Genomic DNA, 13688 nt, shown 5'->3' on the forward strand with positions numbered 1-13688 from the left:
ACGGAACAGCAGGCGGTAACGCGCCGGTCTGCGCGAAGCCTTAAAAAAATCGGCAGCAGTAAAGCAACGCACCGCGCCGAAGATCAGGGCGGCATGGCCCGAAGCGCGGCGTGTTCACCAGCGATCTTTCCGAAAACGGCCCCCCGCAGTACCGAAGTAGCGCCGGTGTAGACCTGGTAATACAACCCCGCCGCCTCGCCCGCTGCGTACAGGCCACGAATCGGACGGCCGTCGTTGTCGATCACCTGGGCGAGCCGGTTGGTCTTCACCCCGCCGTAGGTGAAGCAGACGCCCGACATCACCGGATAGGCGCAGAACGGCCCTTGTTCAATGGGTCGCGCCCAATTCGATTTGCGGGGCTCGATACCGGTGGTGCCGAGGCCGTCGACCTTCAGAGGAGAAAACTCGCCTTGGCCACAGGCCGCGTTGAAGGCATCGACGGTTCCCTGCAGGCCCGATTCGGAAATGCCGCAGGCCACCGCTAGCTCGCGCAGCGTGCCAGCCTGAAGCGGTGGCTGGTCGGTGCGGATGCCCTTCTTCCAGTTCGGCACATCGTGGATGCGCTGGTCGTAGACCATATAGGCGATGCCATCGGGCTGGTTCTTGATCGCACGCGAGATGTGGTCGTAGTGAACGTCGATCGGGCCCGGCGCCTCGTCGACGAAACGCCGCCCCTCGCGATTAACCAGGATCCCGTACGAAAAACTCATGACCAGGGGCTCGACCTGCGCCGAACGCGGGTCCATCGGCTCGGCGTGGTACGAGCCGAAATCACCGGCCGGAGCCGCACCGGCATCGAGCGCCATGCGAATGCCTTCACCCTTGTTGTAGTAGCCGCCGCGGGCCACAGGGCGCAGGTACCGCGCCTCCGGGCCGATGTAGCGGGTGAGCATTTCCGGGTTGCCTTCGAAGCCGCCGGTGGCCAGCACCACCGACAATGCCTGGATGCGGCGCAAGCGCCCGTCCGAGCCATAGGTGTCCACCACGACCTGGCCCTGGCCATCGTCGCGCAGAAGCGCCTGGGCCGTGGTCTCGTACCGGATCTCGACGCCAGTGCGCACGGCTTCGTCGCGCAGCGCCTCGATCAGCGCCAGGCCCCCGCCGACGGGCATCAGCCGCGGTGCCGCCGCCGTGACGAAATAGGTCGGCAGCGCCGCGAAACGCACGCCGAAGGTCTTGAGCCACTGCACGGTCGGGCCGGCGCCGGCGGCCAGCGTGGAAATCAGCTCCGGGTCCGGCATGCCGTGCGCCTTGACGTAGGGCGGCCAGTCTTCGTAGGCCGAAGCAGCATGCTGGATGATGTTCGGGTCGAGGTGGTGGCCGGCATTGGCCACCAGCAGTTCCTCGAAATCGTCGCTGACGGAATCTTCGTCCTTCATCCGGAAATAGGACTCGGTCCAACGCGTGTTGCCGCCGAATTCGTCGGGTGTCGCTCGCTCCAGCACGATCACCGATGCACCGGCAGCCCCCGCGGCCACCGCCGCGCTCAAGCCAGAGACGCCGCACCCGATGACGAGCACGTCGCAATGTTCCGGGACTTGATTGTTTTCGCTCATGTCTCCGTCTCCGCCGCGTCGGTTCAGTATTTCCGGACGAATGGATCTGGCATGTCGAGGTCGGTGGAAATCCAGACACTTTTGACTTCGAGGAACTCCTTCACAGCCTCCACGCCGCCCTCACGCCCCAACCCGCTGTCCTTGAAGCCGCCGAAAGGCGTGGTGAAACTAGTCGAGCGGTAATTGTTGATCCACACCGTGCCGGCCTTGAGCCGCTCGGACATGAACATCGCGCGGTGCAGACTCTGGGTCCAAACACCGGCGGCCAGGCCGAAGCGGATGTCGTTGCCGATCTGCACCGCCTCTTGCTCGTCCTTGAACTTCAGCACCGACAACACCGGGCCGAAAACCTCTTCCTGCGCGATCCGCATGTGATTGTTCACGCCGGTGAAAATGGTGGGCTCGACGAACTGGCCCGCGCCGAACTCCGGCCCGCTGCGCACGTTCCCGCCCAGCACACACTTCGCGCCTTCGGCCTTGGCGATGTCGATGTAGCTCACCACCTTGTCGAACTGCGGCCGGGTGGCCACCGGCCCCACTTGCACGTCGGCACGCGAGGGATCACCGAGCTTCGCCTTGGAGGCAATCGCCACCAGACGTTCGACGAACTCGTCGTGAATGTTTTCCTGCAGCAGCAGCCGCGAACCGGCCATGCAGGTCTGCCCGCCGGCAGAGAAGATGCCCGTGATGACGCCGTTGGCGGCGCGGGTCAGGTCCGCGTCGTCGAACACGATGTTCGGCGATTTGCCACCGAGCTCCAGGGTCACGCGCTTGAAATGCTTGGCCGCCGCCACACTGACGCGGCGCCCACCTTCGTCACCGCCGGTGAACGCTATGCAGGCCACTCCGGGATGTTCCACCAGCGGTTCGCCCACGTCCTTGCCGAAACCGGTCACTACGTTGAACACACCGGGCGGGAATCCGGCCTCGGCAAACAGGCTGGCGAGTTCCAGCAGCGAAACCGAGGTGTGTTCGGATGGCTTGGCGATGATCACGTTGCCCGCCGCCAGCGCCGGGGCAACCTTCCAGGCTGTGAGCAGCAGCGACGAGTTCCACGGCGTGATGGTGCCAACCACACCAACAGGCTCGTAGCGGGTGTAGTTGAACACCTTGGGCTTGTCCATCGGAATCACCGCGCCCTGGATCTTGTCGGCCAGGCCGCCGTAGTAGTAGAAGTACTTGGCCATGTACGACACCTGGCCACGCACCTCGGTTCGCAGCTTGCCGTTGTCGCGCGCTTCAGCTTCGGTCAAGCGGTCGAGATTGGCTTCGATGAGCTCGCCGAGTTTGTGCAACAACATGCCGCGCTGCGTGGCCGACATACTGCCCCAAGGCCCGACCATGGCCGCAGCGCCGGCCTGTACGGCACGATCGATGTCCTTGGCATTGCCCCGGGGAATCCGCGCCCAGGGCTCCCCCGAAAACGGGTCGAGGGAATCGAACCACTCCTCCGCGTCAGGGTTCTGCCACTGGTTGTCGATAAAGAGTTTGTACTGCTGCATGTGCGCTCCGTTATCTTTGAAAGGCTGAAAGAGGGAGCCGGGCGTCTTGCGAACGGTGCGCGATGCGCGCTCCTCAGCGTCCCGGTTGCAGGCAGTTTCCCAGCTAGGGCAGAGCGCGACAAACGATTAGTCGTGTCCTCATGATGAGGTTTCTTCATCGATGAAGACGGGGCGGGTGGCTACTGGAAGGACCGCTGATGTACGAGGACATGTCCGGCCACTTCGTCTTTTCCCTTGAACTCAGTGACAAACCGACTGGTGCGGGCACCCAGCTCGGGCTTGGCGGTCTGCGTCACTTCCTTGACAACCGTTCTCGGAGCAAACCCTTCAACCAACGGCAGAACTCTCTTGCCGCCTGTGTGTGTGCGCTATGGGAATTCACGTAGGCCACATAACTCGCGCCCGAACTCACGGCTCCTTGATCGGCGAGTTGAAGGTTGCCAGCGCTCAGTTGGTCTAGAACCAACAATTTCGGTGTCACAAGAAACCCTGTTCCGCCGACCGCAGCGGAGACGGCAAGGAAGAGGTGGTCGTAAGTCGCAACGACATGGAGCTGGTCGGAAGGAATGCCCGCCGCAATGGCCCAGACGGCAAGCATCTCCGGCCGTGACCTGGCGGCGACCATCGGCCAGGCACTTTTGGCTCGGCTGTGATGCGCCGCGACCAGCGACGGTGATCCCACGCAGACCAATTCCTCTTGAGCCAGCTCCCAGCTCTCGGTGCCGGCCAGGCTCAGGTCGCGAGTGATCAGCACATCGAAGTCGTCCGAGGGCTGCGGTGGTGCAAGACTGGTGATCAGGTCGATCTGCACGCCGTGCCGCGCAGAGTAGGCGCCCAGCGAAGGAACGACGACGGTCATGGCAAAACTCGGCATCGACGTTCTCACCTTGAGCCGGTCGTGCTGGCTTGCCTTCTGCACCAGCAACTGCATGGTGATCTCAATGGTGGACATCGCGTCTTTGAGCGCTTCGTAGAGCTGCATGCCTGCGGGCGTGAAGTCCGAAGTGGCGCCACGGCGTATGAACAGGCGTGTGCCGGCGAAGGCTTCGAGCGTCGCCACATGGCGGCTCACGGCACCCTGCGTCACGCCGAGTGCCGCGCCCGCTCGGGTAAAGCTTCCCTGGCGCCCCACAGCGACGAATGCACGCACCGCCAGAAGCGGAATGTCGCCAGGTCCAGTATGAGTTTTACTCACCATCACATCACCTATCAGAATACTGTCACGCAACGAAGCTTGCGCCTAAATTGAGCGTGCATAAGATGATTTCCGTCACAAACCCGCTGTTTGGAAGTCAAAAATATGATGCGCAAGTCCTTGAAGCTATCAGCATTCCTCATTTTTGGAGTGCTTTGGTTCTTCGCTGCCGCTGCAGGCAACGTCGTCCTTTACTCCTCGAACAATGTGGAGACCGTCAATGCGGTGGTCGATCAGTTCACGAAGCGCCATCCCGACATCAAGGTGTCGGTGGTCCGTGCCGGCACAGGCGCGCTGATGCAGCGCATCAAGGCAGAGGCGGCCAATCCCTGGGCGACATTTTCTGGTCGGGCGGCTTGTCGACGATCAGCGAGTTCCGGGAGCAGCTCGCGCCCTACGCGTCGCCGCAGGCAAGCGCGGTGCCAGCTGCCTATCGCGGGCCTGACGGGCTGTGGCTTGGGACGAATACGCACGTCACCGTGCTGATGGCCAACCTGCGCCAGGTCCCGAACGGCCAGCCGCCCAGCGGTTGGGCGGATCTCGCCGATCCCAAGTGGAAAGGCAAGATCGTCATTCCCGACCCGGAGCGCAGCAGCGCTTCGTACGTCGCGCTCTACGGTCTCCAGCAAGTGCTGGGCGATGCCGCACTGGAGAAGATCGCGCGCAACGCGGTGATCGTGGGCACCACCTCGGCGGCCTACGAGGGCGTTGCCAAAGGTGAGTTCGCCGTTGCGGTGACCATGGAATATGCGGCCTACGAGTACGTGGCCGGCGGCCTGAAGGAAGTCCGGTTGGTCTATCCCGCCGAAGGCACCTTTCTGTCGCCCGAAGGGATGGCGCTCATCAAGGGCGGCAAGAACCCGGAGGACGCTCGCACGCTCTACGAATTCCTCGCATCGCGCCCGGCGCAGACCGAGATCTTCAAGACCGCCTATCGGCGTCCGCTGCGTGCGGATGTCGACGTGAGCAAGCTCTCGGACCTGCCGGCCCTGCCGACGATCAAGGTCGTCGCGCTGGATGACGCACGCATGAGCGCCGATCGCGCAGCGTTCATTGCACGTTGGCGGCAGCTCGTCGGCGCTCGCTGATCCGCCGGCCACCGCGCAGGAACCACACCATGCAAGTCTCATTCGATGCCATCGCGCAGAGCTATGGCGGACAGACGCTGTTCGAGCGCCTGGACCTGACCATACCCAGCGGCAAGTTCTTCACGCTTCTCGGGCCTTCGGGCTGTGGCAAGACGACGCTTCTGCGCATGCTGGGCGGCTTCGTGCGGCCCGACGAGGGACGCATCTTCTTCGGAGAGGAAGACGTCACGGACATCCCGGTGCACCGACGCGGCGTTGGCATGGTGTTTCAGGACTACGCGCTGTTCCCCGATCGCTCGGTACTCGCCAATGTCGGCTACGGCCTGGCCGCGCGCGGCGTCATGCGGGCGGAAGTCAGGCAGCGGGCCCTGGCCATGCTGGCACGGGTCGGACTGGAGAAGTTCGCAGAGCGCTCACCAGCGGCGCTTTCCGGCGGGCAAAGACAGCGCGTGGCCATGGCCCGGGCGCTGGTGATCGAGCCGCGATTGCTGCTGCTGGACGAGCCACTTTCGGCGCTCGACGTCAAGCTGCGCGTCGAGTTGCGCTCCATGATTCGCGAGCTTCAGACCGAAGCCGGCATCACCACGGTGTTCGTGACGCACGACCAGGAAGAAGCACTGGCGATGTCGGACCTGATCGCGGTCATGGACCGTGGCCGCATCGTTCAGCTCGGCGCGCCGAGGGACGTCTACGCAAGACCGCTCACGGCCTTCGCGGCCGACTTCGTCGGCGGTGCGAATCTCATCGCGATCGACGAAGAGCTTCCTCGTGCGCCAGATGGCACACGACGCCTGGGAACGCCAGCCGGCGTGATGCTGACGCGAAGCCAGGTCCCCGTGCAGCCCGGCTCGCAGCTCGCCGTACGCAGCGAAGATCTGTCCTTCGGGGCGAACGGCGCCATGGCCGAAGGGGAGCTCGCCGGGGTGGTCGCGCATGTGGAATTCCGCGGCGGCTCGGTTGGCTACATCGTGAAGACCAGCGCCGGGAAGCTGCGGGTGGACATGCGCAGCAGCCTTGCAACGGCCTCGCTTGCACGGGGCGACGCCGTCTCCCTGCGCCTGCCCCGTGATGCGCACATCGTGCAGGCCTCATGATGATGGGCGCACTTCGACGCGACCCTGCATGGCTCACGCTGGCGTTGCTGGCACTGGGTCTCCTGGGCATCTTCCTCCTTTGGCCCCTGGTGGGCATGCTGGGCAAGTCGCTGCTCGAGTCCGACGGAAGCTTCGGCTTGGGCGGCTACCTGCGCTTCTTCTCGGAGGCTTCCTACCGGGATGTTTTCTTCAACACCATCATCCTCGGCGTCGCGGTCACCATCGCGTCGATGGCGGTCGGTGGCAGCCTGGCGCTGGTCGTGGCGCGATGCAAGTTCCCGTTCGTCGGCCTGGTCACTGCGCTGCCCTTGATCACGCTGGTCGTTCCCGATGTGGTGGTGGCCGCCGCCTGGGTACTCATCCTGGGCAAGCAAGGCTGGGTGAACGCGCTGCTCGCACCTTTGGGTGTCGAACTGCCCTCGCTGTATTCATGGTGGGGCCTGGTCTATGTGATGACGCTCAACAACTACGTCTTCGCCTTCGTGGCGGTGCTGGTGGGTTTGAAGTCGATGGACCGCAACCTCGAGGAAGCCGCGTTGAGCTTGGGCCGTCCGGCGGGTCGCGTGCTGGTGGGTGTGACGCTGCCGCTGCTCATGCCGTCCATCTTCGCTGGCGCACTGGTGGTCTTCACCCATGTCATCGGAAGCTTCGGCGTGCCGGCCATCCTGGGCGCACGCACGCCGGTGCTTGCGGTCAAGGCGTACAACGAATTCGTCAGCGAGATGGGCGGCAATCCGCAGATGCAAACCACCATGGCCTCTGTGCTGGTGTTCCTGGGCGCTGGCCTGCTGCTGATACAGAAGTTCGTCGTCGAGCGCCGCCAGTTCCAAATGGAGTCCGGGCGCAGCCCCTTTGCGATTAACGTCCATGGATGGCGAGCGATCCTGGCGAGCGCCGCCGTGCTCGGCGTGGTGGCGTTGTCGCTTCTGCCGGCCGCGGTGGTCGTTGTCACTGCGTTCACGCCTTCGGTCGGACCGGTGCTGCGGTACGGAGGCTTCACGCTGGCGCACCTGCAGCACGCCCTCGTCCGGGCCCCGGAGCCCTTGTACAACTCGCTGTTCCTGGCGTCGGTCGCCACGGTCTGCGGCGTACTCTTCTCGGTCGCTTCGGCCTACCTGATCGTCAAGCGGAAATCGGCACTCACGCACGTGCTGGATGTCCTGGTCATGTTGCCGCTGACGATCGCCGGCACGGTCCTGGGCATCGCGTTGATCAACGCGTTCAACAGCGGCTGGCTGGTACTCACCGGCAGCTGGCTGGTGATGGCGCTGGCGTACTTTCTGCGCCGCATGCCCACCAGCGTGCGCGCCGCCATGGGACCGCTCCACAACCTGAGGGACTCGATCGAGGAAGCGTCGATGAGCCTCGGCGTGAGCCCGTTGCGCAGCTTCTTCCGCGTCGTGTTGCCGGTGATCGGCCCGTCGGTCGTTGCCGCCGCCGTGCTGATGTGGGTGACCACCCTGTCGGAGCTCTCGGCCACGGTGGTCCTGTATTTCGGCGGCATGAACACCATGCCCATCGAGATCTTCCAGCAGATCGACAGCGGGCGCATGGCCCCTGGCCTGCGCCTACAGCCTGGTGCTGCTGGCAACGATTTTCATCCCCCTGGCGCTGGCGCGCTGGATCTTCAGGCTCAAGGTTGGAACCATCGAATGACAACGACGACAGACAGCACCGCCCCTCTTTTCCTGGCCGAACGCGTGCTGGGTGCCAAGCCCTCGGCGACCAAGGAAATGACACGCCTGGCCAACCAGCTCAAACGCGAGGGTCGCAGCATCATCACGCTGAGCCAGGGCGAGCCCGACTTCCCGACACCCGCGCACGTGCGCGAGGCCGGCAAAGCGGCCATCGACCGCAACGAGTCGCGCTATACCGACGTCGCGGGCACCTTCGCGCTGCGCGAGGCCGTGGTCAGGAAGTTCGAGCGCGACAACGGCCTTCACTTCACGCCGGAACAGATCCAGGTGGGGTGTGGTGCCAAGCAGTTGCTCTACAACGCACTGCAGGCCACGGTCAACGCCGGTGACGAAGTTGTGGTGCCGACCCCCGCGTGGGTCTCCTACCCCGAGATGGTGCTGCTCGCGGGCGGCAAGCCGATCATCGTGCGCTGCGGTGCGTCCACGGCGTTCAAGCTCACGCCCGCGCAGCTGGAGGCGTCCATCACGCCGCGCACCAAGTGGCTGATGCTCAACTCGCCCTCGAACCCCAGCGGAGCGGTCTACTCGCATGCCGAGCTGGCCGCCTTGGCGGAAGTGTTGCGCCGGCATCCGCAGGTCTGGATCATGGCCGACGACATCTACGAAAAGATCCGGTACGACGACGCCGCCTTCGCCACCCCCGCTGCGGTCGCGCCTGACCTGGCCTCGCGCACGCTGACCATCAACGGCGTGTCCAAGTCGTACGCGATGACCGGCTGGCGGGTCGGCTTCGGGGCGGGGCCGCTCGAGCTCATCAAGGCGATGAACCTGGTGCAGTCGCAATCCACCTCGCATACCAGTTCCATCAGCCAGGCGGCCTCGATCGCCGCGATCGACGGCCCGATGGATTTCCTGCCGCAGTTCGTCGAGGCCTTCCGTCGGCGCCGGGACATGGTGGTCGCAAAGCTCAACACGATCGAAGGCGTCACCTGTGACGTCCCGCCAGGCGCGTTCTACGCGTTCCCCGGTTGCCAGGGCCTCCTCGGGCGTCGCGACGCCGCCAACAACCTGATCACCACGGACGGCGAGCTGGCCCTCTACTTCCTGCGAGAGGCCGGCGTCGCCATCGTGCCGGGCTCCGCATTCGAGTTGCCGGGCCACTTCCGCGTGTCGTATGCCGCCTCGGACGAAGACCTCGCCGAGGCCATGGGCCGGATCGCAGCGGCGTGCGCGCAGCTGCGCTGAAAGTCACGTCGGTTCGCCAAGCCATCAACAAACGAAATCATCATGACCAAGAACAAGACACTTCGAAATGCGCTCGAGAGCGGTAAGCTGTTCACAGCGATGGCCGCCCACAATCCCCTGGCTGCGAAGCTGGCGGAAGAAGCCGGCTTCGGCGGCATCTGGGGCAGCGGCTTCGAGCTTTCGGCCAGCTATGCGGTGCCGGATGCCAACATCCTCTCGATGGGCACGCACCTCGAGATGATGCGTGCAATCGCCAGCGTGGTCTCGATCCCGCTCATCGCGGACATCGACACCGGTTTCGGCAATGCCGTGAACGTCCACTACGTCGTTCCTCAATACGAGGCGGCGGGTGCGTCGGCCATCGTCATGGAGGACAAGACGTTTCCCAAGGACACCAGCCTGCGCACGGATGGCCGCCAGGAACTGGTCCGCACGGAAGAGTTCCAGGGAAAGATCGCCGCAGCCTGCGCTGCCCGCAGGGACAGCGATTTTGTAGTGGTCGCAAGGGTGGAGGCGTTGATCGCGGGACTCGGCCAGGCCGAGGCAATCCGGCGCGGCCTCGCCTACGCAGAGGCCGGAGCCGACGCCATCCTCATCCACTCCAAGCAGAAGACGCCGGACGAGATCCTGGATTTCGTCACCGCCTGGCCTGCAAAGGTGCCACTGGTCCTTGTCCCGACGGCCTACCCCCAATTGTCCGAGGCCGACATCGAGCGCCTTCGAAAAGTCGGCATCGTGATCTACGGCAATCACGCGATCCGCGCTGCAGTCGGCGCGATGCGCAAGGTGTTCCGTCAGATCCGAGCAGAGGGCGGAATTCGGGCCGTTGACCCGCTCCTTCCATCAGTGAAAGACATCATCGAACTGCAGGGCGATGCATCCATGCGGGCAGTCGAGTCGAACTTTCTAAGGTAAGTCGATAAGCCTCGGCTTGCACAACGTGGCCGGCACCGCCGCGGCTGGTATCGCGATAAAAACCTGGAGGAATACACCGCGTAAAGAGCGGCGGGAGCGCTCAGTTCTCGTCCATTTTCCTAGATCAGGTCGATCGGAATCTTCAGATAGGAGGTGCCGTTGTCTTCTGCCGGTGGCATGCGGCCGGCGCGCATGTTGACCTGGATCGACGGCAGCATCAGTGTGGGCAGCGCCAAGGTCGCGTCGCGCGCCGTGCGAAGGGCGACGAAGTCATCTTCCGACATGCCGTCGTGCACATGGATGTTCGCGGCGCGCTGCGCCTCAACGGTGGCAAAGCAGTGGGCCTCGCGGCCGGGCGCAGGGTAGTCATGGCACAGATAGAGCCGCGTGGCTGCAGGCAGCGACATCAGACGGCGGATCGAGCGGTACAGCATGCGCGCATCGCCCCCAGGAAAGTCGCAGCGCGCGGTGCCGATGTCGGGCATGAAGATCGTGTCGCCGACAAACACAGCGTCGGGCTCGCCGTACCGGCCCAACATTTGGTACGCGACGTCGGCTGGCGTGTGGCCTGGCACATGCAGCGCCCTCGCCTGCAACTGGCCGATGGCAAAAGTCTCCGAGTCGCCGAACAGGTGATTGAACTGCGACCCGTCGATCGCCATGTCGTGCGCGTTGAAGATGCCGCGAAAGTCGCGCTGTACCCGTGTGATGCCGGAGCCCACCGCCAGCGTACCGCCGAAGCGCTGCTGCAGCCAAGACGCACCCGAAAGATGGTCTGCATGTGCATGCGTCTCGAGCAGCCACTGCACTTGCAGGCCGTTCGCCTCGAGGTACGAAGCCATGGCTTCGAGCGAAGCGGCAGCGGTACGGCCCGAGGCCTGGTCGAAACCCAGCACCGGGTCGATCACGGCGCAGGTGCCAGCGCAATCGTCGACCACATAGGAGAACGTGGATGACGAGGCATCGAAAAAAGGACGAACGTGCCGGTGCATGGGATCTCCAGTCGGAAGGGTCCGCGCCCTGACTCGCTCGGCGCGCTCGACCACGGTCATTTTATATAATGAAGTATCTTTCGCTCAATGAAATGAAGGTCGAAGTGATGCATGCGACGCCGCTGTTGCCCGAGGCGATCCTGGTCGGTCATCTGTTCGACCAGGCGGCACAGCCCCAGACGGATGCCACACGCGCCCGCCTGGCGCAAGCGCTGCTGGACTGGACCACGGCGGGGCTGGCCGCGTTGAACATGCCGGCGGCGAAGACGATGCGTTGTCTGGCGCGCGAGATCGCGCCCGGCGATGGCCCCTCGCGCGTTTTCGGCGGCGGCACCGCCAGCCCGGTGGCGGCTGGTTTGGCCAATGCAGCCATTGCCCATATGCGCGAGATCGACGATGCTCACCGCGCCGCGATGCTGCACCCTGGCGTGGTCGCGATCACGCCGGTGCTGGCGCTCGCACCCGTGCTCGGGTTGACGCATGCGCAGGCGGCTCGCGCCATCGTGGCCGGCTATGAAGTGGCATTGCGGCTCGGCGAGGCGCTCGGCGCGCGCCACGCCGCGATCTTCCATGCAACGGCGACAGCCGGTGCCGTGGGCGCAGCGGCATCGGCCGGCATGGCGCTCGGCCTCGACGCGCCACGCATGCACCATGCACTCGGCATCGCCGCCACGCAGGCAGCGGGGCTCTGGCAACTGGTGGACGACGACGCCCACGAATCGAAATCATTGCACCCCGCGTTCGCGGTGCGCAACGGCATGTCGGCCGCTTACGCGGCACGCGCGGGCCTGCCGGGCGCAAAGGCCTTCTTCACCGGCCGACGCGGCTTGTACGCGGCACTGGGAGGCGACGGCCCGCTGGAGGCGGTCGGCGGCAGCCTCGATGCGGCCGAGCGATTGCATACCACCACCATCAAGGCCTGGCCCGCGTGCGCGATGTTGTTCACGCCCCTCGACGCGCTGCGCGGGCTGATCGTGCAGCACGGCATCGCCGCAGCCGACGTACAAGCGCTGCACATCGAGATCTTCCCGCATGCGCTAAAGGTGGCCGGCATCGCCTGGCCGACCAAGCCGTCGGAGGCCAGCTTCTGCCTGCGCTATGTGCTGGCGGTGTTGTTGGAGCAGTCCTCGCTGGGCATTGCCGACGTCGACGCGCCGCGCTTCGACTCGCCTGCACTGCGCGCCTTGGCAGAGCGCATGACGGTGGTGCCGTCGGACGAGTTTCAGATGGGCTTCCCGCAACGGCGTCCGGCCCGTGTCACCGCGACCCTGCGCGACGGCCGCACGCTCAGCGCCTACCGTGAGCTGCGCCGCGGCGATCCGGAGGACCCCTACAACGACGCCGAACTGCAACAACGCATGCGTGACTTCGTGCCAGCAATGGACGACGCGTCGGCCGCGGCCGTTGCGGCCTGGTGCGCAGGTTTCACGGATCCTGCACGCGACCCGCTGCCCTGCGACCCGCCCCCTGCCCTGTTCGAGGTGGGCTGAGCACAGTTCACCCGAACTCGGCCCGCGTCTTCGCTTGGGCTGCGCTTGCGCTCATGGTCGCTGTCACCGCCGACGTCTGGTGCCTAGCGCACCCAGCCGAGCGGCGGTTGGCTGCTGAAGCCCTGCGCATGCAAGGCCTTGCGCACCACCAGTGCCGCGCGACGCTGGGCAGCGGCGCTCTGCCGCGAGGCGATGCCGATCACCACCATCGCACCCAAAAAGCAGCCGTCGCTGTCGAACGCCGGGAGCGCCACGGACGCGATCTGAGGCAAGCGCTCCTCGCGAGTGATCGCGAAGCCGTCGCGCGCGATAGCCTCCGACAGGGGCGTGTCGCGGCCGGAAAAATGGCGCAACACATGCGATGACGAGCCGCCCGCCGCGAGCGGAATGCGCGTACCGACCTCGACGTGATGGCGCACCTCGTTGCTGCTGTTCTCGCGGTAGAGACAAACACGCTCTTCGCCGTCGAGCACGTAGAACGCGACCGTCTCCCCGGTCTCCCGCATGACCGCCTGTAGCACGGGCTGCAAACGCGCGCCCATGTCGAACGTCTTGCGATAGAGCATCCCCATGTAGAGCAAGGCCGGTCCCGGCGCGTAGTCCCCGTTGTCGAAACGATGGACCATGCGGGTGCCGACCAGCACGCCGAGCAGGCGCAGCGCGGTGGCCTTGTCGAGGCCGGTGAGGTGGGCGATCTCCCGCAACTGCAGACGCAGCCGGTCTTCGCCGAAGCAGTTGAGGATGGTGATCCCGCGTTCGAGGACGCCGGCAGGCGGCGTCGGCGCGGGATCGGACGCAGAGACACGGGAGGGAGCGGGCGACGTTCTCTTCATGGCCTTGGTGCGCTCGCGCTGCAGGGCTTGCACTGTTGACACTCGCAAGCACGAACGACTATAGTTTTATTCATCAAAATATATTTCATTCATCAAAACGATGCAAGTGCATCGTCTGCGCACACGGATGGCGAGCACCTC

General features: G+C 64.9%; 10 protein-coding genes and 2 pseudogenes. 7 read left to right on the forward strand and 5 right to left on the reverse strand.

The window, feature by feature from the left end; all coding sequences use genetic code 11:
• Window positions 1–83: 83 nt before the first annotated feature.
• The 3 genes from tcuA to E5CHR_RS17140 all read right to left on the reverse strand — a co-directional run bounded on the left by tcuA (window position 84) and on the right by E5CHR_RS17140 (window position 4286).
• On the reverse strand, window positions 84–1556 hold the full coding sequence (tcuA, locus tag E5CHR_RS17130) for an FAD-dependent tricarballylate dehydrogenase TcuA (RefSeq protein WP_162580961.1): 1473 nt from the start codon (window positions 1554–1556) through the stop codon (window positions 84–86).
• Between the two features lie 23 nt (window positions 1557–1579).
• Window positions 1580–3058, reverse strand: coding sequence for an aldehyde dehydrogenase (locus E5CHR_RS17135; protein ID WP_162580962.1), 1479 nt, complete (start codon window positions 3056–3058; stop codon window positions 1580–1582).
• 292 nt (window positions 3059–3350) lie between these two features.
• Window positions 3351–4286 (reverse strand): LysR family transcriptional regulator, encoded by a 936-nt coding sequence (locus tag E5CHR_RS17140; RefSeq protein WP_232062090.1) that lies wholly within the window; start codon window positions 4284–4286, stop codon window positions 3351–3353.
• Between the two features lie 75 nt (window positions 4287–4361).
• On the opposite strand from E5CHR_RS17140, the pseudogene E5CHR_RS31810 reads away from it, so the two are divergent.
• The 6 genes and pseudogenes from E5CHR_RS31810 to E5CHR_RS17165 form a co-directional block, all read left to right on the forward strand.
• Window positions 4362–4517: pseudogene (locus E5CHR_RS31810) on the forward strand (ABC transporter substrate-binding protein); the annotation flags it as partial.
• Window positions 4518–4609: 92 nt separating this feature from the next.
• On the forward strand, window positions 4610–5341 hold the full coding sequence (locus E5CHR_RS17145; RefSeq protein ID WP_232062091.1) for an extracellular solute-binding protein: 732 nt from the start codon (window positions 4610–4612) through the stop codon (window positions 5339–5341).
• Window positions 5342–5370: 29 nt separating this feature from the next.
• Window positions 5371–6435 carry an ABC transporter ATP-binding protein gene (locus tag E5CHR_RS17150; RefSeq protein WP_162580963.1) on the forward strand — a complete coding sequence of 355 codons (1065 nt, stop codon included), beginning with the start codon at window positions 5371–5373 and terminating at the stop codon, window positions 6433–6435.
• Between the two features lie 230 nt (window positions 6436–6665).
• Window positions 6666–7916 (forward strand): annotated as a pseudogene (locus tag E5CHR_RS32135) (ABC transporter permease); the annotation flags it as partial.
• Between the two features lie 171 nt (window positions 7917–8087).
• Window positions 8088–9317 carry a pyridoxal phosphate-dependent aminotransferase gene (locus E5CHR_RS32140; RefSeq protein ID WP_162580964.1) on the forward strand — a complete coding sequence of 410 codons (1230 nt, stop codon included), beginning with the start codon at window positions 8088–8090 and terminating at the stop codon, window positions 9315–9317.
• A 42-nt stretch (window positions 9318–9359) separates the two neighbouring features.
• Entirely contained in the window at window positions 9360–10232 is an 873-nt protein-coding gene (locus E5CHR_RS17165; RefSeq protein ID WP_162580965.1) for a phosphonopyruvate hydrolase, read from the forward strand.
• A 119-nt stretch (window positions 10233–10351) separates the two neighbouring features.
• On the opposite strand, the gene E5CHR_RS17170 is transcribed toward E5CHR_RS17165, so the two are convergent.
• The gene (locus E5CHR_RS17170; RefSeq protein WP_162580966.1) at window positions 10352–11224 is read right to left on the reverse strand and encodes an MBL fold metallo-hydrolase; all 873 of its coding nucleotides are present in this window, start codon (window positions 11222–11224) and stop codon (window positions 10352–10354) included.
• A 68-nt stretch (window positions 11225–11292) separates the two neighbouring features.
• Here E5CHR_RS17170 and E5CHR_RS17175 point away from each other — a divergent pair, with 68 nt between their 5' ends.
• On the forward strand, window positions 11293–12714 hold the full coding sequence (locus tag E5CHR_RS17175) for an MmgE/PrpD family protein (RefSeq protein ID WP_232062093.1): 1422 nt from the start codon (window positions 11293–11295) through the stop codon (window positions 12712–12714).
• 83 nt (window positions 12715–12797) lie between these two features.
• On the opposite strand, the gene E5CHR_RS17180 is transcribed toward E5CHR_RS17175, so the two are convergent.
• Window positions 12798–13580 (reverse strand): IclR family transcriptional regulator, encoded by a 783-nt coding sequence (locus E5CHR_RS17180; RefSeq protein ID WP_232062094.1) that lies wholly within the window; start codon window positions 13578–13580, stop codon window positions 12798–12800.
• Window positions 13581–13688: the final 108 nt, after the last annotated feature.

Origin of the sequence: Variovorax sp. PBS-H4 (assembly GCF_901827205.1) — a bacterium.
Lineage (GTDB): Bacteria > Pseudomonadota > Gammaproteobacteria > Burkholderiales > Burkholderiaceae_C > Variovorax.

Excerpts from the sequence above, each read along its gene's own strand:
- E5CHR_RS17150 (WP_162580963.1), top strand. The coding sequence starts at position 5,371 with ATGCAAGTCTCATTCGATGCCATCGCGCAGAGCTATGGCGGACAGACG.
- E5CHR_RS17135 (WP_162580962.1), bottom strand. The coding sequence starts at position 3,058 with ATGCAGCAGTACAAACTCTTTATCGACAACCAGTGGCAGAACCCTGAC.
- E5CHR_RS32140 (WP_162580964.1), top strand. The coding sequence starts at position 8,088 with ATGACAACGACGACAGACAGCACCGCCCCTCTTTTCCTGGCCGAACGC.
- tcuA (WP_162580961.1), bottom strand. The coding sequence starts at position 1,556 with ATGAGCGAAAACAATCAAGTCCCGGAACATTGCGACGTGCTCGTCATC.
- E5CHR_RS17165 (WP_162580965.1), top strand. The coding sequence starts at position 9,360 with ATGACCAAGAACAAGACACTTCGAAATGCGCTCGAGAGCGGTAAGCTG.
- E5CHR_RS17175 (WP_232062093.1), top strand. The coding sequence starts at position 11,293 with ATGAAGTATCTTTCGCTCAATGAAATGAAGGTCGAAGTGATGCATGCG.
- E5CHR_RS17170 (WP_162580966.1), bottom strand. The coding sequence starts at position 11,224 with ATGCACCGGCACGTTCGTCCTTTTTTCGATGCCTCGTCATCCACGTTC.